At 73.8% G+C, this 26,573-nt stretch carries 28 protein-coding genes; 18 read left to right on the top strand and 10 right to left on the bottom strand.

Annotated features, from left to right (window positions below; all coding sequences use genetic code 11):
* Nucleotides 1-74: 74 nt before the first annotated feature.
* Complete coding sequence (locus AC27IY_RS28980) at nucleotides 75-635, top strand: TetR/AcrR family transcriptional regulator (RefSeq protein ID WP_487179841.1); 561 nt, start codon at nucleotides 75-77, stop codon at nucleotides 633-635.
* Here the strand turns inward: AC27IY_RS28980 and AC27IY_RS28975 are convergent.
* Nucleotides 616-1,344: a nucleotidyltransferase domain-containing protein gene (locus tag AC27IY_RS28975; RefSeq protein WP_487179840.1), complete on the bottom strand. Its 729-nt coding sequence runs from the start codon at nucleotides 1,342-1,344 to the stop codon at nucleotides 616-618. The two genes, AC27IY_RS28980 and AC27IY_RS28975, sit on opposite strands and share 20 nt — an antisense overlap.
* A 10-nt stretch (nucleotides 1,345-1,354) precedes the next feature.
* Between AC27IY_RS28975 and AC27IY_RS28970 the strand changes: the two genes are divergently transcribed.
* Nucleotides 1,355-2,170: an SDR family NAD(P)-dependent oxidoreductase gene (locus AC27IY_RS28970; protein WP_487179839.1), complete on the top strand. Its 816-nt coding sequence runs from the start codon at nucleotides 1,355-1,357 to the stop codon at nucleotides 2,168-2,170.
* Here the strand turns inward: AC27IY_RS28970 and AC27IY_RS28965 are convergent.
* On the bottom strand, nucleotides 2,157-3,095 hold the full coding sequence (locus AC27IY_RS28965) for a ribose-phosphate diphosphokinase (RefSeq protein WP_423451145.1): 939 nt from the start codon (nucleotides 3,093-3,095) through the stop codon (nucleotides 2,157-2,159). The two genes, AC27IY_RS28970 and AC27IY_RS28965, sit on opposite strands and share 14 nt — an antisense overlap.
* Before the next feature lie 33 nt (nucleotides 3,096-3,128).
* Nucleotides 3,129-3,755: an HAD family hydrolase gene (locus AC27IY_RS28960; RefSeq protein WP_487179838.1), complete on the bottom strand. Its 627-nt coding sequence runs from the start codon at nucleotides 3,753-3,755 to the stop codon at nucleotides 3,129-3,131.
* A 129-nt stretch (nucleotides 3,756-3,884) separates the two neighbouring features.
* Here AC27IY_RS28960 and AC27IY_RS28955 point away from each other — a divergent pair, with 129 nt between their 5' ends.
* Nucleotides 3,885-5,687, top strand: coding sequence for an alkyl/aryl-sulfatase (locus AC27IY_RS28955; RefSeq protein ID WP_487179837.1), 1,803 nt, complete (start codon nucleotides 3,885-3,887; stop codon nucleotides 5,685-5,687).
* On the opposite strand, the gene AC27IY_RS28950 is transcribed toward AC27IY_RS28955, so the two are convergent.
* A complete protein-coding gene (locus AC27IY_RS28950; RefSeq protein WP_487179836.1) occupies nucleotides 5,677-6,177 on the bottom strand; it encodes a hypothetical protein in 501 nt (166 codons plus the stop codon). The genes AC27IY_RS28955 and AC27IY_RS28950 overlap by 11 nt on opposite strands.
* A gap of 59 nt (nucleotides 6,178-6,236) precedes the next feature.
* Nucleotides 6,237-7,664, bottom strand: a complete 1,428-nt coding sequence (locus AC27IY_RS28945; RefSeq protein ID WP_487179835.1) for a purine-cytosine permease family protein — start codon at nucleotides 7,662-7,664, stop codon at nucleotides 6,237-6,239.
* A 124-nt stretch (nucleotides 7,665-7,788) separates the two neighbouring features.
* Between AC27IY_RS28945 and AC27IY_RS28940 the strand changes: the two genes are divergently transcribed.
* On the top strand, nucleotides 7,789-9,195 hold the full coding sequence (locus AC27IY_RS28940) for an MFS transporter (protein ID WP_487179834.1): 1,407 nt from the start codon (nucleotides 7,789-7,791) through the stop codon (nucleotides 9,193-9,195).
* 13 nt (nucleotides 9,196-9,208) lie between these two features.
* Here AC27IY_RS28940 and AC27IY_RS28935 read toward each other — a convergent pair whose 3' ends face one another.
* Together AC27IY_RS28935 and AC27IY_RS28930 are read right to left on the bottom strand one after the other, a co-directional pair.
* The gene (locus AC27IY_RS28935) at nucleotides 9,209-10,192 is read right to left on the bottom strand and encodes an NAD-dependent epimerase/dehydratase family protein (RefSeq protein ID WP_487179833.1); all 984 of its coding nucleotides are present in this window, start codon (nucleotides 10,190-10,192) and stop codon (nucleotides 9,209-9,211) included.
* A gap of 86 nt (nucleotides 10,193-10,278) precedes the next feature.
* Nucleotides 10,279-10,455 (bottom strand): hypothetical protein, encoded by a 177-nt coding sequence (locus AC27IY_RS28930; RefSeq protein WP_364459694.1) that lies wholly within the window; start codon nucleotides 10,453-10,455, stop codon nucleotides 10,279-10,281.
* Between the two features lie 152 nt (nucleotides 10,456-10,607).
* Here AC27IY_RS28930 and AC27IY_RS28925 point away from each other — a divergent pair, with 152 nt between their 5' ends.
* From AC27IY_RS28925 to AC27IY_RS28910, 4 genes are all read left to right on the top strand, one after another.
* The gene (locus AC27IY_RS28925; protein WP_487179832.1) at nucleotides 10,608-10,922 is read left to right on the top strand and encodes a MazG nucleotide pyrophosphohydrolase domain-containing protein; all 315 of its coding nucleotides are present in this window, start codon (nucleotides 10,608-10,610) and stop codon (nucleotides 10,920-10,922) included.
* A gap of 78 nt (nucleotides 10,923-11,000) precedes the next feature.
* A complete protein-coding gene (locus AC27IY_RS28920; protein WP_487179831.1) occupies nucleotides 11,001-11,768 on the top strand; it encodes an NAD(P)H-binding protein in 768 nt (255 codons plus the stop codon).
* Between the two features lie 27 nt (nucleotides 11,769-11,795).
* Nucleotides 11,796-12,500 carry a class I SAM-dependent methyltransferase gene (locus AC27IY_RS28915; protein ID WP_487179830.1) on the top strand — a complete coding sequence of 235 codons (705 nt, stop codon included), beginning with the start codon at nucleotides 11,796-11,798 and terminating at the stop codon, nucleotides 12,498-12,500.
* A gap of 87 nt (nucleotides 12,501-12,587) precedes the next feature.
* The gene (locus AC27IY_RS28910; RefSeq protein WP_423451137.1) at nucleotides 12,588-12,932 is read left to right on the top strand and encodes a DoxX family protein; all 345 of its coding nucleotides are present in this window, start codon (nucleotides 12,588-12,590) and stop codon (nucleotides 12,930-12,932) included.
* Here AC27IY_RS28910 and AC27IY_RS28905 read toward each other — a convergent pair whose 3' ends face one another.
* Both AC27IY_RS28905 and AC27IY_RS28900 read right to left on the bottom strand, forming a co-directional pair.
* A complete protein-coding gene (locus AC27IY_RS28905) occupies nucleotides 12,933-14,150 on the bottom strand; it encodes a hypothetical protein (protein WP_487179829.1) in 1,218 nt (405 codons plus the stop codon).
* A complete protein-coding gene (locus AC27IY_RS28900; protein WP_487179828.1) occupies nucleotides 14,147-15,247 on the bottom strand; it encodes a HesA/MoeB/ThiF family protein in 1,101 nt (366 codons plus the stop codon). Before AC27IY_RS28900 ends, AC27IY_RS28905 begins: the two co-directional genes overlap by 4 nt.
* Nucleotides 15,248-15,557: 310 nt before the next feature.
* On the opposite strand from AC27IY_RS28900, the gene AC27IY_RS28895 reads away from it, so the two are divergent.
* A complete protein-coding gene (locus tag AC27IY_RS28895) occupies nucleotides 15,558-18,401 on the top strand; it encodes an AfsR/SARP family transcriptional regulator (RefSeq protein WP_487179827.1) in 2,844 nt (947 codons plus the stop codon).
* Here AC27IY_RS28895 and AC27IY_RS28890 read toward each other — a convergent pair.
* Nucleotides 18,295-18,786, bottom strand: a complete 492-nt coding sequence (locus tag AC27IY_RS28890) for a GNAT family N-acetyltransferase (protein ID WP_487179826.1) — start codon at nucleotides 18,784-18,786, stop codon at nucleotides 18,295-18,297. The two genes, AC27IY_RS28895 and AC27IY_RS28890, sit on opposite strands and share 107 nt — an antisense overlap.
* Before the next feature lie 152 nt (nucleotides 18,787-18,938).
* Between AC27IY_RS28890 and AC27IY_RS28885 the strand changes: the two genes are divergently transcribed.
* The 9 genes from AC27IY_RS28885 (at nucleotide 18,939) to AC27IY_RS28845 (ending at nucleotide 26,541) form a co-directional block, all read left to right on the top strand.
* Complete coding sequence (locus tag AC27IY_RS28885) at nucleotides 18,939-19,742, top strand: SDR family NAD(P)-dependent oxidoreductase (RefSeq protein WP_423451132.1); 804 nt, start codon at nucleotides 18,939-18,941, stop codon at nucleotides 19,740-19,742.
* Between the two features lie 26 nt (nucleotides 19,743-19,768).
* A complete protein-coding gene (locus AC27IY_RS28880) occupies nucleotides 19,769-20,509 on the top strand; it encodes a phosphotransferase family protein (protein WP_487179825.1) in 741 nt (246 codons plus the stop codon).
* Nucleotides 20,506-21,240, top strand: coding sequence for a Type 1 glutamine amidotransferase-like domain-containing protein (locus tag AC27IY_RS28875; protein ID WP_487179824.1), 735 nt, complete (start codon nucleotides 20,506-20,508; stop codon nucleotides 21,238-21,240). The genes AC27IY_RS28880 and AC27IY_RS28875 overlap by 4 nt, the downstream gene beginning before the upstream one ends.
* Nucleotides 21,241-21,292: 52 nt before the next feature.
* A complete protein-coding gene (locus AC27IY_RS28870; protein WP_487179823.1) occupies nucleotides 21,293-22,327 on the top strand; it encodes an ABC transporter substrate-binding protein in 1,035 nt (344 codons plus the stop codon).
* Between the two features lie 77 nt (nucleotides 22,328-22,404).
* Entirely contained in the window at nucleotides 22,405-22,740 is a 336-nt protein-coding gene (locus AC27IY_RS28865; protein ID WP_344207982.1) for a YciI family protein, read from the top strand.
* On the top strand, nucleotides 22,737-23,960 hold the full coding sequence (locus AC27IY_RS28860) for an RNA polymerase sigma factor (RefSeq protein WP_487179822.1): 1,224 nt from the start codon (nucleotides 22,737-22,739) through the stop codon (nucleotides 23,958-23,960). The genes AC27IY_RS28865 and AC27IY_RS28860 overlap by 4 nt, the downstream gene beginning before the upstream one ends.
* Nucleotides 23,961-23,962: 2 nt before the next feature.
* Nucleotides 23,963-25,126 carry a sensor histidine kinase gene (locus AC27IY_RS28855; RefSeq protein WP_487179821.1) on the top strand — a complete coding sequence of 388 codons (1,164 nt, stop codon included), beginning with the start codon at nucleotides 23,963-23,965 and terminating at the stop codon, nucleotides 25,124-25,126.
* A complete protein-coding gene (locus tag AC27IY_RS28850; protein WP_487179820.1) occupies nucleotides 25,114-25,767 on the top strand; it encodes a response regulator in 654 nt (217 codons plus the stop codon). Before AC27IY_RS28855 ends, AC27IY_RS28850 begins: the two co-directional genes overlap by 13 nt.
* A 72-nt stretch (nucleotides 25,768-25,839) precedes the next feature.
* Nucleotides 25,840-26,541, top strand: coding sequence for a hypothetical protein (locus AC27IY_RS28845; RefSeq protein ID WP_487179819.1), 702 nt, complete (start codon nucleotides 25,840-25,842; stop codon nucleotides 26,539-26,541).
* Nucleotides 26,542-26,573: the final 32 nt, after the last annotated feature.

Raw genomic sequence — 26,573 nt, 5'->3', positions numbered from 1 at the left:
TGTCCACTTCACTATAAGTGGACGCTGTGTCCACTTCACTATAAGTGGACGCTGTGTCCACATACAATGGGCGCATGGAAAGAGCCGACGCCGCCCGCAACCGCGCCAGAATCCTGGAGGCCGCCGCCGCGCTCTTCGCCGAGCGCCCGCCCCAGGACGTGACGATGGACGACATCGCCAAGAAGGCCGGCGTCGGCCGGGGCACGCTCTACCGGCGCTATCCCGACCGCGCCTCGATCGCCGTCGCGCTGCTCGACGAGCACGAACGCGCGCTGCAGGAACGGCTGCTGCGCGGCGAGCCGCCGCTCGGCCCCGGCGCGCCGCCCGCCGACCGGCTCGCCGCCTTCTACGCCGCGATGGTGCGCCTGCTGGAGGACCACGCCCACCTGGTGCTGGGCACGGAGGTGGGCCGCTCGCGCTTCGAGACCGGCGCGTACGGCTTCTGGCGGGCCCACGTACGGGCCCTGCTCGTGGCGGCCGGCACATCCGACCCGGACGCGCTGGTGGAGGTGCTGCTCGCCCCCCTCGCCCCCGAGGTGTACGGCTACCAGCGCGACCGGCTCGGCCTCACCCCGGACCGGATCACCGAGGCGCTGACCCGCCTGACCGTCCTGCTCAGGCCAGCGTCTTCCTGATCGCCGACCTGATGAACGCGCGGGCCAGCTTGGCCCGGCGGAAGCGGCTGAGCCGGGGGCCCGGCGTGCCGTACCTGCGGGCGCGCACGTCGGCCACCACGAGCTCGGGCGCGCCCATCCCCGGCAGCAGGTCCAGGGCCTCCCGCTTGGTGACGAGCCGCCCGTCGGCGAGCGTGACCGCGGCCCGCGCGACCGTCACCGTGCCGAGGTCCACCCAGATGTCCCGCAGCCAGCGCCGCCGTCCGCGCGTCTTCTCCAGCCAGAAGTCCCGCAGGTCCGTACGGACGAACGCGGCCAGCTCGGCGTCCGACACCGGCGGCAGCAGCCCGGCGGGCGACGGCCCGTACAGTTCGAGCGCCTTCACGTGCAGCTCGCGCCGGGTCACAGGGGTCACCGGGCGGCGGAAGATCTCCTCGTGCGCCCACGTCACGTGCTCGGCGGACGGATCGGCCAGCTCCTGGCGGGCGATGTACGAGCAGTGCAGCCGGTCCGCCAGCGGCAGGTCCAGGCCGCGGTGCACGGCCTTGATCCGCCGCCAGTGCCCCATCGTGACCGGCTCGTCCACGATCGCGATGAGATCGAGGTCGCTGCGGCCGGGCTGGTAGTCGTCGGTCGCCAGCGACCCGTGGGCCCACAGCGCGACGAGGGGGACGGCGGGCTCCACGGCCTCCAGGAAACGGCTCAGCAGCCGGTCGGTCGCGACGTGCATGATGGTCACTATGATCGATCCTCGCCTCACTGGAAAGGTCGCGTTGATCACTGGCGCCAATCAGGGCATCGGGGCGGCGGCCGCGATCGCGCTGGCGGCCCAGGGTGTGGCGGTCTTCCTGACGTACAAACGGCTCGACCCGCTGAAGCATCCGGCCTATCCCGAGGCGTACGACCGGCTGCGCGCCCGCGACGCCGGCGAGGTCGTGGCGCGGGTGCGCGAGGCGGGCGGCAGGGCGGAGTCGGCGGAGGCCGACCTCGCCGACCCCGAGACGCCCGGCCGGCTGTTCGATCTGGCGGAGGCGGCGTTCGGCCCGGTCGAGATCCTGGTCAACAACGCGAGCGGCTGGGTCAGCGACACCTTCGCGGCACAGGAGCACGACGGTTTCGGCCGCCCGACGCGGCGGGTGGACGCCGCGACGCACGACCGCCAGTTCGCGGTGGACGTGCGCGCGCCCGCGCTGCTCATCGCCGAGTTCGCCCGGCGGCACGTCGCCCGCGGCGCGAGCTGGGGCCGCATCATCGGCCTGACCTCCGCAGGGCCGCAGGGCTTCCCCGGCGAGGTCAGCTACGGCGCGGCCAAGTCGGCCCAGGAGAGCTACACGATGTCGGCGGCCCACGAGCTGGGCCGCCACGGCGTCACCGCCAACATGGTCCACCCCCCGATCACCGACACCGGCTGGATCAACGAGGAGGTGGAGAGCCTGGCCCGCGAGCACGGCCCGATCGGCAGTGTGGGCCTGCCGGAGGAGGTGGCCGAGGTGATCACCTACCTCGCCTCCGACCAGGCCCGCCGGGTGACCGCGCAGGTGATCAGGATGTACTGAACAGCGCGCTCACCGACTCGCCGTCGTGGATCCTGCGCATCGCCTCGGCCAGGGCGGGCGCGATCGACAGGATCGTCAGCTTGTCGCTCGGCTTGGGCGGCGGCACCGTGTTCGTGCAGACGATCTCGGCGACCTCGGGCAGCGCGCTCAGCCGCTCCACCGCGCCGTCGGAGAACAGCCCGTGGGTGCACGCCACGCGCACCGAGCGCGCGTTCTGCTCGCGCAGCCGGCCGAGCAGCTCGATGACGGTGCTGCCCTTCGCGATCTCGTCGTCCAGGATGATCACGTCCTTGCCGGTCACGTCGCCGATGATCGAGCTGATCACCACCCGGTCGTCGGGGAAGCGCTGCTTGGCGCCCATGGCGACGCTGGTGCCGAGCAGCCGGGCGAAGTGCGCGGCCTCCTTGGCGTTGCCGAGGTCGGGGGAGACGACGACCGTGTTCGACAGGTCGTAGCGGCGGAAGTGCGCGGCCAGTTCGCGCAGCGCGTGCAGGTGGTCCACCGGGACGCTGAAGAAGCCGTGCACCTGCGGCGAGTGCAGCGTCATCGTGAGGACGCGGCTCGCGCCGGCCGCGACCATCAGGTCGGCGACCAGCCGGGCGCCGATCGAGATGCGCGGCTGGTCCTTCTTGTCCGATCTGGCGTAGGCGTAGTGGGGCAGGACCACCGTCGTACGGGCCGCCGACGCGCCACGGGCGGCGTCCAGCATGAGCAGCAGCTCGACCAGGTGCTCCTGCGTGGGCGGCACGAGGGGCTGGATGAGGAAGACGTCCCGTTCGCGGCAGTTGGCCTGGAGCTGCACTTCGAGTACGTCGTTCGCGAACCGGTCGACCTGCACGGGCTGCAGGGTTGTGCCCAGGTGGGCGCAGATCTCTTCGGCCAGCTCGGGGTGTGCGCTGCCGCTGAAAACCGTGATGTCTCTCACGATTCCGAAAGCATAGCCAGCGAGCCCCGGCGCTCAGGGGAGCAGGTCGGGGGTGAGCGCGGCGAGGTCGGGCAGGACCCGCCAGGCCAGCGCCAGCGCGTCCGGGGCGGGCGGGTAGCGGGGGTGCGGCACCGCGATGACCCGCATGCCCGCCGCGTGCGCGGAGCGCAGCCCGTTGCTGGAGTCCTCGACCGCGGCGCAGCCGCGCGGGTCCACCTCCATGCGCCGGGCCGCCTCCAGGTAGCCGTCGGGCGCGGGCTTGCCCCGCTCGACCTCCTCGGTCGAGACCGTGGCCGCGAAGCAGTCCGTCAGCCCGGCCGCGTCCAGCACCACGTCGATCAGCCGGCGGGGGGACGAGCTGGCGAGCCCGAGCACGCGCCCGGCCGCGAGCCGCCTGACGGCCTCCACCGCGCCCGGCATCAGCGGCACCTCGTCACGGTAGCGGGCCGCCATCTGGTCGACGACCCCGCGCGCGATCTCGTCGGGCGACAGGCGCACGCCCAGCTCGTGCAGGTACGCGGCCCACTCGCCGGTGCTCATGCCCATGAGCCGCGACTGGGTGTCCGGCTGCCACGTGCCGCCGTGCTCGGCCACGAACGCCCGCCGCACCTCCTCCCACACCGGCTCGGAGTCGACCAGCACGCCATCGAGATCGAACACGCACGCTCCCATGAACGATCACTCTAACCACCCGACCGGCCGTCCCGCTTGTCCCTATTGCCCGAGATTCATGCTCTAAGGGGGAATTGTTGAGCTACCCGGGAACCTCTCCCGGGCAGGCGGACAGACATGGCAGACCTTCCACTTCGCGACACGGGCGACTTCGAGGACGCCGATCGCGGCTTCATCGCCAAGCTCGACCCCGGAGTGATCAAAACGGCCGACGGCAGGGTCATCTGGGACATCGACGCCTACGACTTCCTCCACGACGAACGCCCCGAGACGGCCCACCCCAGCCTGTGGCGCCAGGCCAGGCTCTGCGCCCGCCAAGGTCTGTACGAGGTCACCCCGGGCGTCTACCAGGTACGCGGCCTCGACCTGGCCAACATGACGCTGGTCGAGGGCGAGCGGGGCGTCGTCGTCATCGACCCGCTCGGCTCCGTCGAGTGCGCCGCCGCCGCGCTCAAGCTCTACCGCGCCCACCGCGGGGAGCGCCCCGTCACCGGCGTCGTCTACACCCATCCCCACACCGACCACTTCGGCGGCGGGCGCGGCGTCACCCACGGCGGCGTCCCGATCCTGGCCGCCGCCGGGTTCCTGGAGCACGCGGTCGCGGAGAGCCTGTACGCAGGACCCGCGCGGGCCCGCCGCGCCGTCTACATGTACGGCCCCGCCCTGCCCCGCTCGCCGGAGGGCCAGCTCGGCTCCGGCCTCGGCATGACCGTCGCCCCCGGCACCCGCTCGCTGCTCCCGCCCACGCTGGAGGTCGCCCGTACCGGTCAGGAGGAGACCGTCGACGGCGTGCACCTGCTCTTCCAGCTCACCCCCGGCGGCGGCGCGCCCGCCGAGCTGAGCATCCTCCTGCCCGCGCACCGGGCGCTGTTCCTCGCCGAGAACGCCGGCCGCGGCCAGCACGCCGTCCTGTCCCTGCGCGGCTCCGCGGTCCGCGACCCCCGGGCGTGGTCCCGCCACCTCGACGAGGCGCTCGCCCTGCTCGCCCCGCACGCCGACGTCGCGCTCGCCGCGCACCACTGGCCCACCTGGGGCGGCGACGGCATCGCCGGCTACCTCGCCCGGCAGCGCGACCTGTACGCGTACCTGCACGACCAGACCCTGCGCCTGCTCAACAAGGGCCTGACCGCCGCCGAGATCGCCGAGGCCGTACGCCTGCCGCCCGAGCTGGAGCACGCCTGGCACGCCCGCGGCCACCACGGCTCGACCGCGCACAACGTCAAGGCCGTCTACCAGCGTTACCTCGGCTGGTTCGACGGCAACCCGGCCCACCTCTGGGAGCACCCGCCGAGGGAGAGCGCCATCAGGTACGTCGACTGCCTGGGCGGCGGCGCGGCCGTGGTCGCCTGCGCCCGCCGCTATCTCGGCGAGAACGACCTGCGCTTCGCCGTCCAGTTGCTCAACCACGCCATCTTCGCCGACGAGGGCAACAAGGAGGCCCGCGACCTGCTCGCCGAGGTCTACACCCGGCTCGGCCACGGCGCGGAGAACGCCGCCTGGCGCAACTTCTACCTGACGGCCGCGCTGGAGCTGACCGACGGCATCGTGCCCGCCACGCCGGAGCGGACCCCGCCGGACGTGCTCGCCGCGCTGAGCGTGGCGCAGATCTTCGACACGCTCGCCGTACGGGTGGACGGGCCGCGCGCCTGGCACGAACGCCTGGCCATCGACTGGCACCTGACCGATCTCGGCGAGCGCCACCGCACGACCCTGTCCAACGGCGCCCTCATCCACCAGCCGAACCCGCCCGCCGACGTGCCGCCCGACCTGACCCTGCGGCTGACGAAGGCGCAGCTCGTGGGGCTGATGGCGGGCAAGGGCGTGGAGGGCGTGGAGCGGGAGGGCGACACGACGGCGCTCAAGCGCCTGGTGGCCGTCCTCGACCATCCGATCCCGGACTTCGCCATCGTCACGGCGTGACCGGCGGCGCGGGCCGCTCCTGAACGGGCCCGCCGGCGTGCTCGCGCATGGACCGGCAGGCGAGCGCGAGCAGCGTGACCACGACCGCCGCCAGCGCGGGGCCCACCACCAGCGGCACCGTCAGCTCGCCCGCGTGCCACGCCGCCGCGAGGACCGCCACCGACGTCACCGCCCCCACCCCGAACATCGCCAGCCAGAGCGGCAGCACCCGTACGAAGGCGTGGAGCAGCGGGAACGCCGGCCACACGAACGGCGCCGAAACGACGGCCAGCACCAGCCAGAGCGCCGTCACCGCCCCGAGCCACACGGGCCCGGCCACCGGCCGGCCCTCGGCCGACGGCCCGGCCGCGTAGAGCGCGCCGAGCAGCACGCCACCCGCGGCGATCCCCACCTGGTCCTCACGCAGCACGGTGACCACGGCCATCGCCAGCAGCCCGAAGACCGTGAGATGCACCGCCCACGCCAGCAGTCGCAACGGTATGTCCATCATCGATCACCAACAGTAACGGCGATCGGCCATCGGCGCGACGCACCCGGCGGTGCCGGCTCTCAGGCGCCGGCCCGGTCCTCCGCGCGGCGGCGCGCGCTCACCGGCACCGTGGCCGCGAAGTACAGCACGCCGGCCACCACCAGCGCGATCACCACGCCGATGTTCGCCACCCCGAACGTGGACCCCTTCAGCTCCTCGCTCATCAGGAACCCGACGACCTTCGCGATGTTCTCGTCCGCCGAGGTGATCAGCCCCATCCCGACGACCGACGCGACGACCAGCGCGGCGACCCCCGTCCAGTTGACGGCGGGCCCGCCGGGACGCAGCAACCGCTCGTCGTAGCCGCGCCCGCCGTCACGCAGCCGCCACATGTCCACCAGGAAGATCGCCACCCAGGCGGCCATCACCACGCCGACGATCGCCAGGAACGCCTGGAAGGTGCCGAAGAAGCTGTCACTGACGAACAGCAGGTAGTAGCCGCCGAGCACCATGAGCACCCCGTCGATGAGCACCGCGAGATGCCGCCGCACCGGGACCCCGAGCGCCAGCATCGACAGCCCGGACGAGTAGATGTCCATGATCGCCCCGGCCAGGAACCCGCCGATCGCGGTCAGCAGATAAGGCAGCAGGAACCACGTCGGCAACGCCCCCGCCAGCGCCGCCACCGGATCGCCCCCGGCCGCCTCGGCGAGCTTCGGGTCGCCGCCCGCCAGCAGCACCCCGAACACCAGCAGCACCATCGGCGGCAGCGCGCCCCCGAGCGTCGTCCAGAACGCCACCGCCCGCCCGGACGAGCGGGAGGGCAGGTAACGCGAGTAGTCCGCGCCGCAGTTGACCCAGCCGAGGCCGAGCAGCGTCATCGCGAAGATGATCCCGCCGATCCAGCCGCCGGCCCCGGTGGTGGTCTCCAGCGACACGCCGAGCCTCGGCGTCATGAGCGCCATGTAGACGACGGTCAGCACGACGAACGCGTACGTCAGGTACCGCTGCACCACCATGATCAGCGCGTGCCCGTACACGCCGACGGCGATCACGACCAGCGCCGCGACGGCGAAGCAGACGGCGGTGGCGGTCGTGCGGGGGAGATCGGGCGCGAGCCGGGCGAGGATGGCCGCCCCGCTCTGCGCCGACAGCGTGACCAGCACGATCTCCCAGCCGACGTTCGAGATGTACGACAGCGTGGCGGGCAGCTTGTTGCCCTGGTAGCCGAAGGGCGCCCGGCCCAGCGTCATCGTCGGCACGCCGGACCGGGTGCCGCCGACCGCGACCAGGCCGACCAGCAGGAACGACAGCGCGTACCCGACGGCGCCGGTGATGATCGCGGGGATGACGCCGAGCCCGAGCCCGACGATGTAGACGCCGAACGCGACCCCGAACAGCGACAGGTTGGAGCCGGCCCAGGGCCAGAAGAGGTCACCCGGCCGGCCGTGCCGCTCCGCCTCGGGGACCGCGTTGATGCCGTTCTGCTCGACGGCCATCGTGTCCATGATCCGGACGTTACAACCGGTCTGTGACGAAACCCACCCTATGGGGATATCGGGATCGTTACGGCGACGAAATCCTGGTTAGGGAAGGACGATATCCGCAGGCCGGCCGGGGGAAGGGCAGCCGTTGAAGAAGGCGTCGTCGTGGCGGGCCGACCCGCGCGGGCGTGCGCTCGCCGTCTGCCTGGTGGCGGCGTTCATGACCGGGCTCGACGTCAGCATCGTGAACGTGGCGCTGCCGTCCATCCGCGAGGGCCTGCACGCGATGGAGGACGGCCTCCAGTGGACGCTGTCCGGGTACGCGCTCACGTTCGGCCTGCTGCTGGTGCCGGCCGGGCGGCTGGGGGACGCGCGGAGCCGGCGCACGCTGTTCATGTGGGGGGTGGTGCTGTTCACGCTGGCCAGCGTCGCCTGCGGGCTCGCCTGGAACATGCACGTGCTCATCGTGTCGAGACTCCTCCAGGGCATGGCGGCCGGCATGCTGAACCCGCAGGTGTCGGGGCTGATCCAGCAGATGTTCCGCGGGCACGAGCGGGGCCGCGCCTTCGGCGCCCTGGGCGCCACCATCGGCGTCTCCACGGCGGCCGGCCCCCTGATCGGCGGAGCGCTGGTGACCGGGTTCGGCACGGAGTTCGGGTGGCGCTGGGTCTTCCTGGTCAACCTCCCGATCGGCCTCGCCCTCCTCCCGCTGGCCCACCGCGTGCTCCCCACCCCGGACCCGGCGCAGCTCTCCGGGCGGCGGGAGAGCATGGACCCCGTCGGCGTCGTGCTGCTCGGCCTGGGCGTGGGCTGCCTGCTCCTGCCCTTCATCCAGCAGCACCAGTGGCACGGCCAGGCGAAGTGGCTGCTCGTCCCCGCCGCCCTGATCGTCCTGGGCGTCTTCGTGGCGTGGGAGCGCGCCTACCGTCGCGAACCCCTGATCAACCTGGCGCTCTTCCGCAAGCGCTCCTACAGCCTGGGCTCCGCCATCGCCCTGTTCTACTTCGCGGGCTTCACCGGCATCTTCTTCACCTTCACCCTCTACCTGCAGAGCGGCCTCGACTACAGCCCTCTCATGGCGGGGCTGTCGATCACGCCGTTCGCGCTGGGCTCGGCCTCCGCCTCCGTGGTCGGCGGACGCCTGGTGGGCCGGGCGGGCCGCCGGCTGGTGGCCGCCGGGCTCACGACCGTGATCGTCGGCCTGTGCGCCACGATGGCCGCCACCGCGCTCGTGCCCGGTCACAACGTCGGCCTGGCCACCGCCCTGCCGCTGCTGATCGCGGGCGTGGGCAGCGGCCTGGTCATCTCGCCGAACCAGGCGATCACCCTCTCCGAGGTGCCGCCCGCGGGCGGCGGCAGCGCGGCGGGCGTGCTGCAGACCGGTCAGCGCCTCGGCTCGTCGATCGGCATCGCCGCCGCCGGCTCGATCTTCTTCAGCTCCCTTCCCCAGGGCTGGCCGCCCGCCTTCCGCCACGGCCTCCTTGTGGTGCTCACGTGCGTCTCCATCGCCCTGCTGGCCGCCGGCTTCGACCTCGTCCGCACCTACCGCCGCTGACGCGCCGGTTCGTTCACAGCCCCAGCAGGAGGGCCTCCACCTCCGGGGCGACGCCCTTGCGGGGGCGGTCGGGGCGGTGCGGCGCCTCGCCGCCGATGCCGCGCAGCCACGCCCACGTGTCGCCCACCGTCTCGGCCACCGGCCGGAAGCTCAGCCCGGCCGCCACCGCCTTCGACACGTCGCCGCCGTGCAGGAAGTCGTAGTCGGGCCCGACCAGCCAGAACGGCAGCTCCGTCCACGGCTGCACCCCGGCCGCCAGGATCGTCTCCGGCTCGACCCAGCGCAGCTCCGCCGCCGCCCCCGTCACCTCGACGCAGGTCTCCAGGATCTCCCGCATCGTCACGAACCCGGGCGGGCTCACCACGTTGAACGCCCCGCCGACGCCGCGCTCGGCCGCCCGCAGGCACCACAGCGCGAGGTCGCGCGCGTCGATGTACTGGAGCCCCTGCTCGGCGGGGCCGGGCGCGAGGACCGGCCCGCCCCGCGCGATCCGGCTGAGCCACCACGGCAGCCGCCCGACGTTCTCGTGCGGCCCGATGATCAGCCCGGCCCTGGCCAGCAACGCCCGCTCCCCGAACGCCGCCACCGCCGCCAGCTCGCCGCCCGCCTTGTTCCTGGCGTAGTCGGAGGGATCGTCGTCATCGGCCGAGGCCGCCACCACCGGCGCGCTCTCGTCGGCGCCGAACGCCACCGGCTCGGCGTGGACCGACCTGCTGGAGACGTAGACGTAGTGGCCCGCCCGCCCGGCGAGCAGCGCGGCCGCGTCACGCACCGCCGAGGCCGCCCACGACCAGGTGTCGACCACGACGTCCCACTCGCCGCGCTTCAGCGCCGCGAGGCCGCCGGGGGCCGTGCGGTCGCCGAGCAGCGCGGTGACCCCGGCCGGGGGCACGTGGGTGCCCCGGTTGAACACGGTGACGTCCCACCCGAGGCCGAGCGCCTCCTCGACGACCGCCCGCCCCACGAACTCCGTGCCGCCCAGCACCAGGATTCTCATGGCGCCCACTCTGGCGCAGCCGGCAGCCCCGCGTGCCCTTGCACGCCCGCAGCGGAATCGCCATGGGCGAAACCGCGCCGGGCGCCTCAGAACTCGCAGCCGCCCGGGTCCAGCAGGTCGTCGTCGAACTCCGGGGGAGGGGGCGGCTTCGGCACGCGCCGCTCGCCGTGCTCCATCCCCGGCCGCACCCGCCCGGACACCCGGACGGTGAGCCCCTGGCCGCCGCGCGGACCGGCTTCCAGCAACACCTCGATGTCCCGCATCGCCCCGTCCTCTCGCCTCTCGCCGCCGTCGTCCGTTCCGAATGATGGACGGCAAGGATGCACGGAGCGTGGCGAAACGCCCCTCGTGGCACCCCGCTTACCGAATCTCGATCCCCCATAGGCCCGGCCCGTGCGGGCCGTACACTCCGGGGGTGGACCTGCGGCAGCTCTCCGACGCGATCGAGTCCGTCTCCAGCCGGTACGCCGCCTCGCTCGGCGTCGAACGGGACGACATCTGGCACATGTTGAAGCTGCAGGAGGAGGTCGGCGAGCTCACCCAGGCGTTCCTCACCCGCACCGGCAGGGCCAGGACCAGGGGCCGCACCCCGTCCGAGATCGAGGCCGACTTCCGCGCGGAGCTGGCCGACGTGCTGTGCCAGGTGCTGCTCCTCGCCCGCCACCACGGCGTGGACGTGGAGGCGGAGGTCCGGCGCAAATGGCTGAGCCGCCTGCCCGATCAGGGGTGAGCCGGGAAAATGCGTGGCGCGGCCGTGCCCGGCGGGAGTTCACTGGGGCGGTTCCCCCCGCGAAGGAGCCCTTCCCGCATGATCGTGATCACGGCCGCCTCCGGTGCGCTCGGCCGCCTCGTCCTCGACCGGCTGCGAGCGACCGGAGCGGAGGTGACGGCCGCCGTCCGCGAACCCGCCCGCGCGCCCGAGGGCGTCCCGGCCCGCCACGGCGACTACGACGACCCCCGCAGCCTGCGGGCCGCCTTCGAGGGCGCCGACCGCCTCCTGCTGATCTCCTCGCCCGAGCTCGACACCGCCCGCAGGATCGAGCAGCACCTGGCCGCCGTGGCCGCCGCCAAGGAGACCGGCGTGGGCGCGCTCGTCTTCACCAGCTTCCTCGGCGCCGACACCGCCGCCACCGGCCTGACCGAGGCGTACCACGTGACCGAGCGGGCGATCGTCGACAGCGGCCTGCCGTACACGCTGCTCCGCCACCCCTACTACAGCGACGCGTTCGTGCCGCGCGTCACCGCGGACGGGGAGATCGTGAGCGCCACCGGCGGCCGGGGGCTCAACACCGCCTTCCGCGCCGACCTCGCCGCCGCCGCGGCGAACGTCCTGACCGGCGGCGACGGCCATCTGGGCCGGGCCTACGACTTCACCGGGCCGCTGTGGACGTACCCGGAGGTCGCCGCGGCCCTGGGCGCCACCTACCGCGAGACCGACGCCGGCGAGGGGCCCATGGGCTGGATCTCCGCCAGGATCCGCGCGGGCGCGCTGGAGCGGCAGACCCCCGACCTCGAACGCGTGCTCGGCCGCCCCGCCGAGACCGTGATCTCCCGCCTCCGGGCGGGCACGGCGTGATCCGGACGTGCACTACGGTTGCCGCTCATGGCCGACTTCATCTCCCTCCCCTTCTACGACCTGTTCCACGAGAACGGTCACGTCCCGATCATCCGTGAGAAGCTGCCGCCGCTCCTGACCGGGGTGACGCGCAGCATCCTGGAGATCGGCGCCGGCTCCGGCCTCATCACCGTCTCGCTGGCCGAGTGGACCCCGGCGGAGATCTTCGCGCTGGAGCCCTCGGACGGCATGCGCGGCATCCTGCTGTCCCGGCTGTGCGGCCGTCCCGAGCTCCTCGACCGGGTCACCGTCCTGCCCTGCGACGCGCTCGCCGCGCGGGTGCCCGAGCCGGTCGAGGCCGTCGTGATGATCAACGTCATGTACTCGATGCCGCACGACTACCGCAAGCGGCTCTGGCCGCTGCTCGCCGAGCTCACGGAGCCCGGCGGCCTGCTCGTCTTCACCTGGCACGACGGCGGCGCGCCCGCCTCGCGGCCGGTCGAGAAGCTGGAGAGCCGCCAGGTGGGCCGCCACACCTACTCCATCTGGTCCGGGCTCACCCGGCTGGACGAGGAGACCTTCGAGGGCCGCTTCATCCACCGCATCGAGGAGGGCGACACGGTGATCAGCGAGGAGGAGCTGGTCGGCGAGGCATACCGGCCGCTCTGGCCGACCATCGAGAGCGAGCTCACCGGCGCCGGCTTCACCCGCGAGGACGCCCCCGACGGACTGCTCGCCTGGCGTCGTACCTGAGCGGTCACACTTCCGGCGGCTGAGGGGTCAACGAGATGCCGGGCCGTACGCGGCCCGGCATCCGTAACGCCGGAAGGAGAGCCACCGATGTCCACCGCCGCTGTCGTCGTCACCGTCCTCACCGCCCTCTGGGTGGGGTTCTCGGCCCTGTCGGTCTTCATCCGCGCCAAGTGGGTCGTGGAGCCGCTCGCCGAGTACGGCGTGCCGCGCGCCGCGTGGCCCTGGCTGGGCACGGCCAAGGCGCTGGGCGCGGCCGGCCTGCTCGCCGGGCTGGTCGTGCCCCCGATCGGCGTGGCCGCCGGGATCGGCCTGGTGGTGTACTTCACGGGCGCGGTCGTCACCGTGCTCCGCGCCCGTTCGTACGGGCACGTGCCGTTCCCGCTGCTCTACCTGACGCCGGTCGTGGTCGCCATGGTGCTCACGGCCGCCTGATCAGCGCCGGGCGGCGAGGCGCGCCACGTACTCCTTGACGGCCAGGGAGAGCGCCAGCGCCTCGGGGCCGAGCAGCAGCCCGGCGCAGAGCAGCCGATACCAGAACGCGCCGGTCAGGGGCCCCTCGGCCAGCCCCTCGGCCGTCCAGCGCAGCACTTCGGCGAAGACCGGCAGCAGCAGCAGGCAGAACCAGGCGACCACGCCGGCGAAGCCCGCCAGCCACACCCAGCGGAACCAGCGTCCCACCCGCAGGTCGGTGTCGGTCGCGTCGGCCAGCTCGGCGGCCTCCTCCTCGGTCAGCCGCCCGAACGCCCGCCGCAGCATCAGCGTCTTCACCCGCCACAGGTTGCGGCAGCCGAGTGCGTTCACCAGCACCGCGTAGAGGTCGGTGCGCAGGAACACGAGGCTCTGCCAGAGCATCTGCATGATCTTGATGAACGCCCACGCGGCCAGCAGCGAGGCCACCAGCCCGGGAGCCGCCCACACGCCGGTGTCGATCAGCAGCCGGCCGGTGAGCAGCGCGGCCAGCAGCACGGAGTCGACGGCGAGGCCGGCCAGCAGCGGCCCGTACCGCTGCCGGCGCGGCAGCGTCCAGAGCTGGGTGAGGTCGGTCTCGAAGACGAGCATCCACAGGCGGCGGTCGACGCCGAAGCGGGTCTGGATGCCGAGGGCCCGCGCGCCGAGCCAGTGCCCGCACTCGTGGCTGGCCGCCGCGAACCACACGAACGGCAGCCAGGCGAGCGCGCTCAGCCCGGTGTCGCCGAAGGCGAAGGCGTCCTCGGCGGGGTCGGGGGCCAGGCCGGGGCGGACGACGACGACGGCCACCGAGTAGAGCAGACAGGCGGCGTAGAAGGTCCAGGCGACGGGGCCGAAGAAGGGGCGGACCGTCTCCGGGCGGATGCCGGTCATCCACCGGCGGGCCTGGATGGGCGCGGTGCGCACCGGCGCGGCCGCCTCCTCGCCCTCCTCCGCCAGGAAGCCGAGCTCCCCGAGGGTGTCGACGAACGACGGCACGTTGACCGGCTCCCCGGCGAACTCCTCGGCCTCGGCCGCCGCCTCCTCGACGCTCGCGCCCCGCTGGAGCGCGGCGATCACCACCCCGCCGACCGCCGGGATCGTCACGAACGTACCGGTCGCCGGATCGCCCACCAGCACCTCGTCCTCGCCCTCGGGGACGACGCTGAGCGGCTTGAGCCGGACCGTCGCGGGCACCGTCACCGCCGGTCACCCTCGCGCGGCGGCGCCAGCCGGCAGACCTGGCACTCCGGGTTCGCGGGGAGGGGCCGCCACTCGGGCGTCAGGCCCTCGCGCAGGTCGAGCGTGACCCGGTACCCGGCCGCCCGCGGCGGCTCGAACCCGGTGAGGTAGCGCTGCGCCTCCAGGGCGAGCAGCGAGCCCACCTGCATCGCCATCGGCCCGGTGAGCGGGTTGCTCAGCTTCATGTTCTCCACGATCCGGTACGCCACCGCCTCCGGGTCGTCCCCCACTGGCCGGTCGGCGTAGTCGCAGGCCAGGCACGCCGTGCGGCCCGGGTCCACGGACAGGTACATGAGCTGGCTGCGGTTCGCGCCCCCCAGCACGTACGGGATCCCGGCCCGGACGGCGGCCTCGTTCGCCCACAGGTTGGCGTGCGGATGGCCGTCGAGGCCGCCCGCGATGAGGTCCACGCCCTGGACCAGGTCCGCCAGGTCGTCCGGCGCGGACACCCAGCGGTCGACCGGGTGGACCTTGATGGCGGGGTCGTACTCGCGGACCCAGGCCGCGGCCCGCTCGGCCTTCGACAGGCCGATGTCGGCGTGGTGGTAGAGGAACTGGCGGGCGAAGTTGCGCGACTCGACGCGGTCCTGGTCCACCAGCGTCATCTCGCCGACGCCGAGCCCGGCCAGGCACTGGACCAGCGAGGACCCGCCCCCGCCGACGCCGAGCACCAGCACGTGCGCCTCGCGCATCGAGCGCTGGAACGCGCCCCGGTGCCGGTCCAGGGCGGAGTAGGTGCCGTAGAAGCTGAGGTTCGAGAAGTGCCGCTCGTTCTCCTGCGGATCGTCGAGCGCGCGGCCGTCGGCGTCCTCGACCAGGCCCAGGGAGTCGAGCCCGGCCAGGCCCCGGCCGACGTCCTCCTCGGAGAGCCGGAAGCCGCGCCCGGCGAGGGCGACGCTCAGCTCGGCGGCGGTCCGGGGGGCCTCGCGCAGCTCGCTCAGGAGCGCGGCCACCTGCCCTTCGGGATCGCCCAGGGTCATCGCCTCGCGAGCGTCGAAGATCACGAGGAGGTCCTCGCCGATCGTCTGCCACTCGCATTCCTTCAACGCCACACGCATCGTGCCTCCAGCGCCGGCCAGTACGCAAAGGGAACCCGCGGGGAGCCGTGCTCCCCGCGGGACATTCGTCAGGCGACGTCAGAGCCTCACGTGGCGGGGTTCTGGGTGGCCTTGACGGACTCGACCTTCTTGACCTTGATCTCCATGACGTTCCTCCTCGTGAGGGTTGTGCGGCCGGGTGCGCCGCTCGTGACCAGAGTGCTTCCTGGTACTGAAATGGCGCTTACTTTCGGCTGAGTCGGCGGTTAGGCTGCCGAGTAATGATCATTGGCGGCACGCTCCCGCGGCCGGGAACAGGAGGCAGGGACGGGTGACGAGGGAGGGCGTCGAGTTCCGCCTGCTGGGTCCGGTGGGGGTGTGGGACGCGGGGCGGCTCCTCGGTCCGTCCACCGCGCAGCAGCGCACCGTCCTCGCCATGCTGCTGCTCGAACCGGGACGCCCGGTGCCGGTCGCGCGGCTGGAGACCGCCCTGTGGGGTGCCGAACCGCCCGAGTCCTCCCGTAACGCCATCCAGGGCCACATCTCCCGGCTGCGCAGGCTGCTGGCCCCGTTCCCCGAGGCGGCGCTGACCACCTCCGCGCGCGGCTACTGCCTGACCGTCGCGCGCGAGCGCGTCGATCTGCACCGTTTCCGCGACCTGGTGCGCGAGGCAGGCGGCGAGCCGGACCCGGAGCGCGCCGCCGGCCTGCTGCGCGCCGCGCTCGCGCTCTGGCAGGGCGCGCCGCTGGCGGACGCCGCCGGCCGGTGGCTGCCCGACGCGGTCGTGTCGGGCCTGGAGGAGGAACGGCTCACGGCGCTGGAACGGCGGGCCGCGCTCGACCTGCGGCAGGGCCGCCACCAGGAGGTCGCCACCGAGCTGGCGGCGCTGCTCGGCGAGCACCCGCTGCGCGAGCGGCTGGTGTCCCTGCTGATGACGGCGTTGCTGCGCGGCGACCGGCGGACCGAGGCGCTCGCCGTCTTCCGCCGCGTACGCCGGCACTTCGCCGAGGACCTGGGCATCGAGCCGGGGGAGGAGCTGCAACGGCTGCACCAGGCGATCCTCGCCGGCCACGAGGCCCCGGCCGCCGCCGCAGCCGGCGGGTCGCCCGCGCTCGCCGTCCCACGGCACCTGCCGCCCGACACCGAGCTGTTCACCGCCCGCGAGGAGGAGCTGGCCGCCCTCGACCGGTTGACGCTCCCGCCCGGAGGCTCCCCGGTGCTCGCACCCTGCGTGATCACCGGCACCGGCGGCGTCGGCAAGACCACGCTGGCCGTGCACTGGGGACACCGCGTACGCGACCGCTTCCCCGACGGCCAGCTCTACGTGAACCTGCACGGCTTCGGCCCCACGCACGGCGTGCGCTCGCCCGCCGAGGCGGTGCGGCTGTTCCTGGACGCGCTCCAGGTGCCGCCGCAGCACATCCCCGCCACGCTGGAGGCCCGGGTCGGGCTCTACCGCAGCCTGCTCGCCGAGCGCCGCATGCTCATCCTGCTCGACAACGCCCTCGACTCCGACCAGGTGCGCCCGCTGCTGCCCGGCGCGCCCGGCTGCCTGGCCCTGATCACCAGCCGCGCCGAGCTGACCGGGCTGGTCGCCGCGGAGGGCGCGCGTACGCTGTCGCTCGGGCTGTTCTCGCCCGCCCAGTCGCGTGAGCTGCTGACGCGCCGGCTCGGCGTGGACAAGGTGGGCGCCGAGCCGCGGGCCGTGGACGACATCGTCTCCCGGTGCGCCGGGCTGCCGCTGGCGCTCGCCATCGTGGCGGCGCGGGCGAACGAGCGGCCGGCGTTCCCGCTCGGCACCCTCGTCTCCGACCTCGCCGGCGAAGGTGATTCCTCTGAGGACCTGGACGTGTTCGACGGGGGCGATGCCGCGACGAACATGCGTACCGTCCTCTCCTGGTCCTACCGCGCGCTCAGCCCCGACGCCGCCCGCCTGTTCCGCCTGCGCGGCCTGCTGCCGGCCCCGGAGATCTCCACCGCCGCGGCCGCCAGCCTGGCCGGCATCCCCGTGCAACGGGCCCGCCGCCTGCTGACCGAGCTGACCAGGGCCAACCTCGCCACCGAACGCACCCCCGGCCGCTACGGCTGGCACGACCTGCTGCGCGCGTACGCGGAGGAGCTGACGCGCCTGCACGACTCCGCGGCCGAGCGCCGCGAGGCCCTGCACCGGCTGCTCGACCACTACCTGCACAGCGCCCGCGTCGGCGACCGGCTGCTCGACCTGCTGCACCGCGTGCCGCTCGCGCCGCCGCCGCCCCGCCCCGGCGTGGTCCTGGCCCGCATCACGGACCGGGCGCAGAGCCAGGCGTGGTTCGCCCAGGAGCACCGGACGCTGCTCGCCGCGATCCGGCACGCCGCCCGCTCCGGGTTCGACGGCCATGCCTGGCAACTGGCCGGCGCCTGCTGGGGCTTCCTGTCCCAGGACGGGCGCTCCGACGACCAGGCGGCGATGTTCGCGATCGCGGTGGAGTCGGCGTCCCGGCTGGGCGACCGGGCCGCGGAGGCCCACGCCCGTGTCGGCCTCGCCCACGCCTTCACCCGGCTGGGCCGCGACGAGGACGGCGAGGCGCACCTGCGCCGGGTTCGCGAGTTGTTCGCCGGGCTCGCCGACCCGGCCGGCGAGGCCCGGTGCCTCATCTACCTCAGCGTCCTGAAGGACCGCCACGACCAGTACGCCGAAGGGCTGGCGCTGAGCGAGGAGGCGCTGCGGCTCTGCCGGGCGGCCGGCGACCGGGCGGGCGAGGGCCGGGTGCTCAACAACATCGGCTGGTTCCACGCCCAGCTGGGGTCGTATGAGGAGGCGCTGCGCCGCTGCGAGGAGGCGCTCGCCATCCACCGCGAGCTGACCGACCTGCCCGGCGAGTCCGCCACCCTCGACAGCATGGGCCACATCCACCACCTGCTCGGCCAGTACGAGGAGGCGATCGCCTACTACCGCCGGTCCCTCGCCTGGCGGGGCGGCGGCAAACGCGCGCTCGGCGCTCGCACCCTGCGCCGCCTCGGCGAGGCCCAGCTCGCCGCGGGCCGGCTGGGCGAGGGCGGCGAGACGCTGCGTCAGGCCCTCGCCCTCATCTCGGAGCTGGCCCCTGGGGATGCCGAAGCCCTTCGCGCCCGCGTCGCCTCCCTGCCGGACGCACCAGGTACACATCCACCGCGTCCGCACGCTCGAACGTGAACCCGTGCCGCTCGTACAGCCGGCGCGCCGCACTGCCCCGCAACACGTTCAGCCGGACGACCGCGTCCTCGCGGTCGCATCGCTCCAGCAGCTCCCGCAGCACCGCGGAGCCGATCCCCCTGCCCTGCGCGCGCGGGTCCAGGTAGAAGTGCTCCAGCCAGTAGCCGCTCCGGCCGTTGTCGCCGGCCGGCCGCAGCGCGACACAGCCGGCGAAGACCCCGTCGACCTCGATCACCTGGGTGTGCGCCGGGAGGAAGGCGTCGCGCAGCCGCTGCCGCACCCGATGCTCGTCGTAGCGGCCGAGCCTTTCGAGATCCGCCCGCATCACCACGGCCCGCAACTCGGCCACGGCCTCCACGTCCGCCGCCGAAGCCTGCCGAACCACCCAATCCACCACAAATCGCGATGCTACCGCCCCTGCTGCGGATGGCAGGTCCGAAATCAGCGGCAATTGTCAGTCTGAATCGCGCCAGCCTTATTCGTACGGCGGCTCATAACGTATTGAGCGCACAGCCGATCGAAATAAGGAAAAACATTATGGACCTTCAGCTTTCCGGCCGGATCGCCATTGTCACCGGCGCTTCCAAGGGCATCGGCCTGGCCGTCACCCGCACGCTCCTCGCCGAAGGCGCCCGCGTCGTGGCCGCGTCGCGGAAAAGCACGCCCGAATTGGAGGCGCTCGCCGGCGACCTGGTCCACGTCCCTGCCGACCTGATGGACCCCGAGGTCCCCGGGCAGCTCGTGGAGAGGGCCGTGGCCGAGTTCGGCGGGCTCGACATCCTGGTCAACAACGCGGGCGGGCCGCCGCCCGGCGTGGCGCTGCCGCGCTTCGGGTTCCTGACCCCGACGGACGAGGACTGGCGGGTGATGTTCGAGTTCAACCTGTTCGCGGTCGTACGCGCGGTCCGGGCGGCCGTCCCGGCGATGCTCGCCCGTGGCGGCGGGTCGATCGTCAACGTGTCCTCGGGCAACGCCCGCATGCCCGCCCCCATGAACGTCGACTACAACGCCGCCAAGGCGGGACTCAACACCCTGACCAAGGCCCTGTCCGAGGAGTTCGCGCCCCAGGGCGTCCGGGTGAACACCGTGTCCCCCGGCCCGGTCCGTACGGCGTGGTGGACGGAGAGCGGCGGCGCGGCCGACATCATCGCCGCCCAGGCCGGCACCGACCGCGACACCGTGATCACCCAGGTCGCGCCCGAGATGATGAAGCTGTCGACCGGCCGGCTGGTCGAGCCGCAGGAGATCGCCGACGTGGTCGCCCTGCTCGCCTCACCCCGCTCGGCCAGCACGACCGGCGCGGACTTCGCCGTCGACGCAGGCTTCCTCAAGCAGGTCTGACCACCGCGGATGCGATGATGGCGGGCGTGGAGGAGGTCGAGGTCGTCGTCGCCCACAAGGAGCGCGCCACCCTGCGCGTCGGCGACGTGTTCCTGAAGATCGACGCCGATCGGGCGCGCGCCGACGCCGAGGTCGAGGCGATGGCGGCGGCGCCCGTCCCGACCCCGGAGATCCTGTGGCGCAGGCCGCCCGTGCTCGCGCTCGCCGCCCTCCGCGGCACGGCGCTCGGCCGCCTCGGCGAGCCGTCGCCCGCGTCGCCGGCGGCGTGGGCCGCGGCGGGCGCCGCCGCCCGGATGCTGCACGACGCGCCGCTGCCCCCGTGGCCCGGCCGGAGCCTCGACGAGATCGCCGCGGACCTCGACGCCCAGTGCGCGTGGCTGGTCGCGAACGACGTCCTTCCCGCCCGGGTGGTCACGCGCAACCGCCGGATCGCCGGGGCCGCGTTACGGCCGTGGACGCCGGTGTTCGCGCACGGCGACCTCCAGGTCACCCACGTGTTCGTGGACGGCGACGAGGTCACCGGCGTGCTCGACTGGTCCGAGGCGGGCCGGGGCGACGCCCTGTTCGACCTCGCCACCCTGACGCTCGGGCACCAGGAGCGCCTCGGCGACGTCGTGGCCGGTTACGGCGCCGACGTGGACCTCGACGTGATCCGCGCGTGGTGGTCGCTGCGCAGCCTGCGGGCGATCCGCTGGCTGAGCGAGCACGGCTTCGACCCCCGGCCCGAGATCGCCGTGCTGGAGGGCTGCGAGGATACGTGTCCATGATCAGGGAGCCGCAGATTCTGGCCTGCTCCGGGGTGCTGAACCCGCCCGACGGGTTCCGGCACGTCGGCGTGCAGATATGGCAGGCGAGACAGCTCGCCGGGGTCCGTAAGCCACGCATGTGCCTCATTCCCACGGCGGTGGGCGACGCGCGGGAGCACGTCGACGGCTGGCTGGCGCGGGCGGCGACGTTCGGCGACGCGGAGCTGTCGCATCTCCGGCTGTTCACGCAGCCGAACGTCAAGGATGTACGGGCGTATCTGCTCGCCCAGGACGTGATCTTCGTGTCCGGCGGCAGCGTGGTGAACCTGCTGGCGGTCTGGCGCGCGCACCGGCTCGACGCGATCCTCCGCGAATGCTGGGAGAAGGGCGTCGTGCTGGCCGGCCAGAGCGCGGGCAGCCTGTGCTGGCACGCGGGCGGCGTGACCGACTCCTTCGGCGACGACCTGGACGCTCTCGCGGACGGCCTGGGATTCCTGCCGTTCAGCAACGGCGTCCACGACGACCTGGGCGACCAGCCCCGGCGGTCCCGGTTCCGCGAGGCCGTGGGAGCCGGGACGCTGCCGGCCGGGTACGCCACGGAGGACGGGGTCGCCCTCCACTACGTGGGCGACCGGCTGCACGAGGTCGTGAGCGTGCTCCCCGACCGGAACGCCTGGTTCGTCGAGGCCGACGGCGCGGGCGGGAGCGGGGAGACGGCTCTGCCCGCCCGCCGCTGGGTCCCCGCCGGATGACGCGGGCCGGGATCGCTACGCTGGTCGTCATGAGCTCGGGAGACCTGCACGCATGAACGGCTCGTCCGTCCGGATCGGCGTCCTCGCGCCGCTGACCCCGCCCGGCTGGGACCAGGCGGGCCGGCACCTGCTCACCGGGGCCGAGCTCGCCGTCCGCGAGGTCAACGACGCGGGCGGGATCGCCGGAAAGCCGCTCGAACTGCTGGTACGCGACACCGCGGCCGATCCGCGCAGGGCGGAGGCGGCCGTGGACGAACTCGCCCGGCTGGGCGTGGCCGCGCTGGCGGGGGAGTACCACAGCGTCGTCGCCCGTGCCGCCGCCGCCCGCGCCCACGCCCTCGGCCTGCCGTTCCTCTGCTCGTCGGCGGTGCTCGACGCGCTCACCGACGAGCCGGCCGAACAGGTCGCGCGCATCGCCCCCGCGCAGTCCCACGGCTGGCGGATCTACGCGGACTTCCTCCTCGGCGCGGGCCACACCAGGATCGCCGTGGCCGCCGACCCGAGCGTCTACTGGGCGTCCGGCACGCGCATCCTGCGGGACCACCTCGGCGAGGTCATCGAGCTCGACATGAGCGCCCCGGTGTGCGACGCGCTCGCCGGCAGCCGCGCGACCGCCCTCCTGCTCCTGGTCGGCCACCCTGAGCCGGCGGTGTCGATCGTCAGGGCGGTCCGCCGCGACCCGCGCCTCGCCGGGATCACGATGGGCGCTCCGGCCGGACAGCCGGAGTTCGCCGCGTGGGAGGCGGCGCTGGGCGAGGACGGCGCCGGGATCCCGTTCCTGCGCTACCTGCCCGAGCGGCTCGGCCCCCTCGGTGCCCGGGTCGCGGCGGCCCTTCGCGAGCGGCTGCCAGAACCGCCGTCCTTCGTGGCCTTCGAGGGGTACGACACGATCGCCGTGCTCGCCGAAGCGCTGCGCACCGGCGGCGGCGCGGCCTGGCCGGACGTCGCGGTCGAAGGCACCCGGGGGCCGATCGCGTTCTCCCGCGTGCCGGGCATCGGCGTCTGGCAGTGGGCGTGGCCCCCGGTCCAGGTCGTCGACCGCGACCCGGCGCGACCCGGCCGCCTCCGGGTCCTGCACACCGGCTGAGGAGAAATTTTCGCGGCATCTGTCCGGAACCGGCCCGGCCGTACGTCATCAGGGTGAAGCCGACCAAGGAGAGCGTGATGAAGTACATGATGTTCGTCTGCACCGACACCGAGCCCGACACCGACACCGCCGCCTACCCCGACATCGACGTGTGGGTGGCCGAGCGGGACGCGGCCGGGCAGCGGCTGCAGGGGATGCAGCTGGCGCCGGAGACCGCGGCGACCACCGTCCGGGTCCGCAACGGCGAGCTGCTGGTGTCCGACGGGCCGTTCACCGAGACGAAGGAGATCATCGTCGGATTCGACCTGCTGGAGTGCGCCGATCTCGACGAGGCGATCGAGGTGGCGCGGGCGCATCCGATGGCGCGCGGCGGCCGGTTGGAGCTCCGGCCGGTGGCCGACTTCGAGCAGTGACCGCACCCGACCGGAGAGATCCCGCCGACGCGGCCGTCGCGGAGGCGGCCGCCGAGGCGTACACGCGGATCGTCGCGGCGCTCATCCGGATCACCGGCGACTGGACGCTCGCCGAGGACTGCGCGCAGGAGGCGCTGGCCCAGGCGTTGTCGCGGTGGCCGGAGAGCGGCGTACCCGACAATCCGGGCGGCTGGCTGATGACCGTGGCCCGCAACCGCGCGCTCGACCAGCTGCGGCGGGCGTCCGTCGAACGCCGCAAGCTGCGCGAGCTGGCCGTGCTGGCGCTGACCGCGGCCACCGGCGGACCCGCGCAGGAGGAGGGGGAGGACGTCGTGGACGACCGGCTGCGCCTGATCTTCACCTGCTGCCATCCGGCGCTGGCGATGGAGGCCAGGGTGGCGCTGACGCTCCGGACGATCTGCGCGGTGCCCACACGGGACGTCGCGCGGGCGTTCCTGGTCAGCGAGTCCGCCATGACCCGCCGGCTGACCCGGGCGAAGACGAAGATCGCCGACGCCCGCATCCCCTACCGGGTGCCGCGCGGGCCCGCGCTGGCCGAGCGGCTGCCGGGCGTGCTCGCGGTGCTCTACCTGCTGTTCACCACCGGCTACGACGCCGACGGGGAGCCCGCGTTCGCGGCCGAGGCGATCCGGCTGGCCAGGTTGCTCGCCGGCCTGGTGCCCGGCGAGGGCGAGCCGCGCGCCCTGCTGGCCCTCTTCCTGCTGCAGAACTCCCGGCGCGACGCCCGCCGCGACGCCGCCGGCGAGCTCGTCCCGCTCGACCGGCAGGACCGTACCCGCTGGGACCGCGCCGCCATCGCCGAGGCGACCGGCCTGCTGCGCGACCTGCGGCACACCGGCCCGTACGTGCTGCAGGCCAGGATCGCCGCCTGCCACGCGACCGGCGACGCCGACTGGCCGGCCGTCGCCCGCCTCTACGACCGGCTCGCCGCCCTCCAGCCGAACCCGGTCGTCGAGCTCAACCGGGCGGTCGCCCACGGCTACGCGTACGGCCCGCGCGCGGGGCTGGCCGTGCTCGCCGAGGCGCGTTCGGGCGGCGCGCTGGACGGTTATCCGCTCGCCCTGGCCGCCGAGGCCGATCTCACCGCGCGGGCCGGTGACCGTGCCAGGGCCGCCGGGCTGTTCCGCGAGGCCGCCGCGCGGACGCACAGCGAGGCGGAGCGGCGGGCGCTGCTGGCCCGCGCGGATGAGGTCGTCTGATCGTGCGCACCTCGACCGCTTTGGAGGCTTTCGCCCGGCGGCCGCTCTCCTTCCTCCGCTCGGTCTGGCCCTGGCGGTCGCTCGCGTACCTGCTGGCGAGCGTCGTGGTCGGGGTCGTGGTCGCCGCCGCCGCGGCCACGGTGTCCCTCGTGGGGCCGGCGCCGCTGACGGCCGTCGCCGGGCTCGTCGCCGTGGCGGCGCTGACCCCGCTCGTGGCGAGGTTCGAGTGGTGGCGGCTGCGGCTCGTGGACCTCGTCCCGCCGGACAGGAAGAGCGGCCTGTCGCGGCGGGAGGCGGTGCTGGGCGTGGTCTGCCTGCTCGCGCTCTGGTGGATCGACCTGGTGGTGGCCGGGTTCGCCGTGGCGGGTCCCGTGGTGCTGATCCTGTCGCCCGTCCTGCAACCTCTGGAGGGGGACGGGGACCTCGCGGCGGCCGTGGCCGTCTCCGGGGCGGGGCTGCTGCTGCTTCCCGTGGCCGCGTACGTCCTTACGGCCTGGGCCGGGGCGCGCGGAGCCGTGACCAGGGCGCTGATCGCGCCGGACGAGCTGGCCGAGGTGCTGCGCTCGCGGGCCCGGCTGCTGGAGTCGTTCGAGGCCGAACGCCGCAGGATCGAACGCGACCTGCACGACGGCGCCCAGCAGCGGCTGGTCGCGTTGAGCATGCGGCTGGGCCTCGCCCGGCTCGACCTCCCGCCGGACTCCCCGGTCACAGAAGAGCTGGCCGAGGCGCACGAGGAGGCCCAGCGCGCCCTCGCCGAGCTGCGGGAGCTGATCCGCGGCGTGCATCCGCAGGTGCTCACCGACCGGGGGCTCGCCGCCGCCGTACGGGACGTGGCCGGGCGGTCCCCCGTGCCGGTCGAGGTGGACGTCCGCCTCCCGCGACTGCCCGGCGCCGTCGAGACGACCGCCTACTACGTGGTGGCCGAGGCCCTCGCGAACGTCGCCAGGCACAGCCGGGCGACCCGGGCGCGCGTACACGGCCGCCTGACCGGAGAGGTGCTCGTCGTGGAGATCCGGGACGACGGCGTCGGCGGCGCCGACCCGGCGCGCGGCACCGGCATGGCGGGCCTGGCCGACCGGGTCGCGGCGGTGGGCGGCAGACTGGCGCTGTCGAGCCCGGCGGGCGGGCCGACGACGATGAGCGTGGAGATTCCGTGCGCGTGGTGATCGCCGAAGACGCCGTCCTCCTCCGGGAGGGCCTGGTCAGCCTGCTCGAACGCTTCGGCCACACGGTCGTCGCCGCGGTCGCGGACGCCGCCGCGCTGACCGCCGCCGTGGACGAGCACGAGCCGGACATCGCGGTCATCGACGTACGCATGCCGCCGACCTTCACCGACGAGGGGCTGCGGGCCGCGCTCACGCTGCGCGCGGCCCGGCCGGAGCTGGCCGTGCTGGTGCTCAGCCAGTACGTCGAGCAGACGTACGCGGCCGAGCTGCTGGCCTCCGGCCGCGGCGCCGGCGTCGGCTACCTGCTGAAGGAACGCATCGGGAAGGTCACCGAGTTCGCCGACGCGCTGGTCCAGGTCGCGGGCGGCGCGACCGTGGTCGACCCCGAGGTGGTGCGGCAACTGCTGAGCAGGAACCGCGACCCGCTGGACCGCCTCACGCCCAGGGAACGCGAGGTGCTCGCCCTGATCGCCGAAGGTCGGTCGAACACGTCGATAGCGCGGGCGCTGTTCGTGACGGACGGGGCGGTCGCCAAGCACATCGCCGCCATCTTCACCAAGCTCGGCCTCCCGCCGACCGTGGACGGGCACCGCCGCGTGCTCGCGGTCCTCGCCTATCTGCAGGCCGAACCGGGATGGTAGTGCCAGGTCCACCCTGAAGGCTCGTCCGTGCGCCAATGCGCCGGCGCGGGCGCCACCGGTTGGATCGACGGCATGACCTCCCCCTCCGTTGATTTCCCCGGCCGTTGGGCCGAGGCGGCCGGGCTGCTCCTCGGGCCGGTGCTGATGCTCGCCGGCGTCCTGCTCCGCGCCGGCACGGACGGCTTCTTCCCCGCCCAGCTCGCCGCCTTCGCCGCCGACCCGGCCAGGATGAGCCTGTCGTACGGGGCCTTCGCCGCCGGGAACGTGCTGCTGTGGCCGGCGGTCATCGCCCTGGTCCGGCGCGTGTGGCCGGCACAGCCGAGGTGGGCGCTGTGGGGCGGGACGCTGGTCCTGCTCGGCCTGTTCGCCAGGACCTTCCACGCCGGGGTCAACCATCTCGCCTTCCAGCTCGTGGACGTCCAAGGGGTGCGGCCGGCGCAGCAGGCCGTCGCCGACTCCTACGGCGCGTTCCACGTGTTCCAGCCGCTGTCGTTCGCGATCTTCTTCGGGTGGATCGTGCTGGCCGTGGGCACGTGGCGAGCGGGCGTCCTCGGACCCGTCCGGTCCGTGGCCCTGGCGTCGATGAGCGCCCTGCCGCTCGGCGTGCTCAAGGGCACCGGGCCGATGTCCGTCGTCGCCACCGCCGGCCTGTGCGTGGCCCTGGTCCCGCTGGGGCTGCGGGTCCTCAGGGACGGCCCGGCCCCACGGTGGTGGGCCTACCCGCTGGCGCTCGCCCTGGGCGGCGCGGCGGTCCTCCTGGGCCTGGCCGGCTGAAAACCGCGTGCGCCGCCGGGGTGATCACGTCC

It is taken from the genome of Nonomuraea sp. B208 (assembly GCF_057536035.1).
This window is presented reverse-complemented; position numbering and strand designations above follow the sequence as displayed.

Excerpts from the sequence above, each read along its gene's own strand:
- AC27IY_RS28980 (WP_487179841.1), top strand. The coding sequence starts at position 75 with ATGGAAAGAGCCGACGCCGCCCGCAACCGCGCCAGAATCCTGGAGGCC.
- AC27IY_RS28975 (WP_487179840.1), bottom strand. The coding sequence starts at position 1,344 with ATGCACGTCGCGACCGACCGGCTGCTGAGCCGTTTCCTGGAGGCCGTG.
- AC27IY_RS28970 (WP_487179839.1), top strand. The coding sequence starts at position 1,355 with ATGATCGATCCTCGCCTCACTGGAAAGGTCGCGTTGATCACTGGCGCC.
- AC27IY_RS28955 (WP_487179837.1), top strand. The coding sequence starts at position 3,885 with ATGGCAGACCTTCCACTTCGCGACACGGGCGACTTCGAGGACGCCGAT.
- AC27IY_RS28950 (WP_487179836.1), bottom strand. The coding sequence starts at position 6,177 with ATGATGGACATACCGTTGCGACTGCTGGCGTGGGCGGTGCATCTCACG.
- AC27IY_RS28945 (WP_487179835.1), bottom strand. The coding sequence starts at position 7,664 with ATGGACACGATGGCCGTCGAGCAGAACGGCATCAACGCGGTCCCCGAG.
- AC27IY_RS28935 (WP_487179833.1), bottom strand. The coding sequence starts at position 10,192 with ATGAGAATCCTGGTGCTGGGCGGCACGGAGTTCGTGGGGCGGGCGGTC.
- AC27IY_RS28930 (WP_364459694.1), bottom strand. The coding sequence starts at position 10,455 with ATGCGGGACATCGAGGTGTTGCTGGAAGCCGGTCCGCGCGGCGGCCAG.
- AC27IY_RS28920 (WP_487179831.1), top strand. The coding sequence starts at position 11,001 with ATGATCGTGATCACGGCCGCCTCCGGTGCGCTCGGCCGCCTCGTCCTC.
- AC27IY_RS28915 (WP_487179830.1), top strand. The coding sequence starts at position 11,796 with ATGGCCGACTTCATCTCCCTCCCCTTCTACGACCTGTTCCACGAGAAC.
- AC27IY_RS28910 (WP_423451137.1), top strand. The coding sequence starts at position 12,588 with ATGTCCACCGCCGCTGTCGTCGTCACCGTCCTCACCGCCCTCTGGGTG.
- AC27IY_RS28900 (WP_487179828.1), bottom strand. The coding sequence starts at position 15,247 with ATGCGTGTGGCGTTGAAGGAATGCGAGTGGCAGACGATCGGCGAGGAC.
- AC27IY_RS28885 (WP_423451132.1), top strand. The coding sequence starts at position 18,939 with ATGGACCTTCAGCTTTCCGGCCGGATCGCCATTGTCACCGGCGCTTCC.
- AC27IY_RS28875 (WP_487179824.1), top strand. The coding sequence starts at position 20,506 with ATGATCAGGGAGCCGCAGATTCTGGCCTGCTCCGGGGTGCTGAACCCG.
- AC27IY_RS28870 (WP_487179823.1), top strand. The coding sequence starts at position 21,293 with ATGAACGGCTCGTCCGTCCGGATCGGCGTCCTCGCGCCGCTGACCCCG.
- AC27IY_RS28865 (WP_344207982.1), top strand. The coding sequence starts at position 22,405 with ATGAAGTACATGATGTTCGTCTGCACCGACACCGAGCCCGACACCGAC.
- AC27IY_RS28845 (WP_487179819.1), top strand. The coding sequence starts at position 25,840 with ATGACCTCCCCCTCCGTTGATTTCCCCGGCCGTTGGGCCGAGGCGGCC.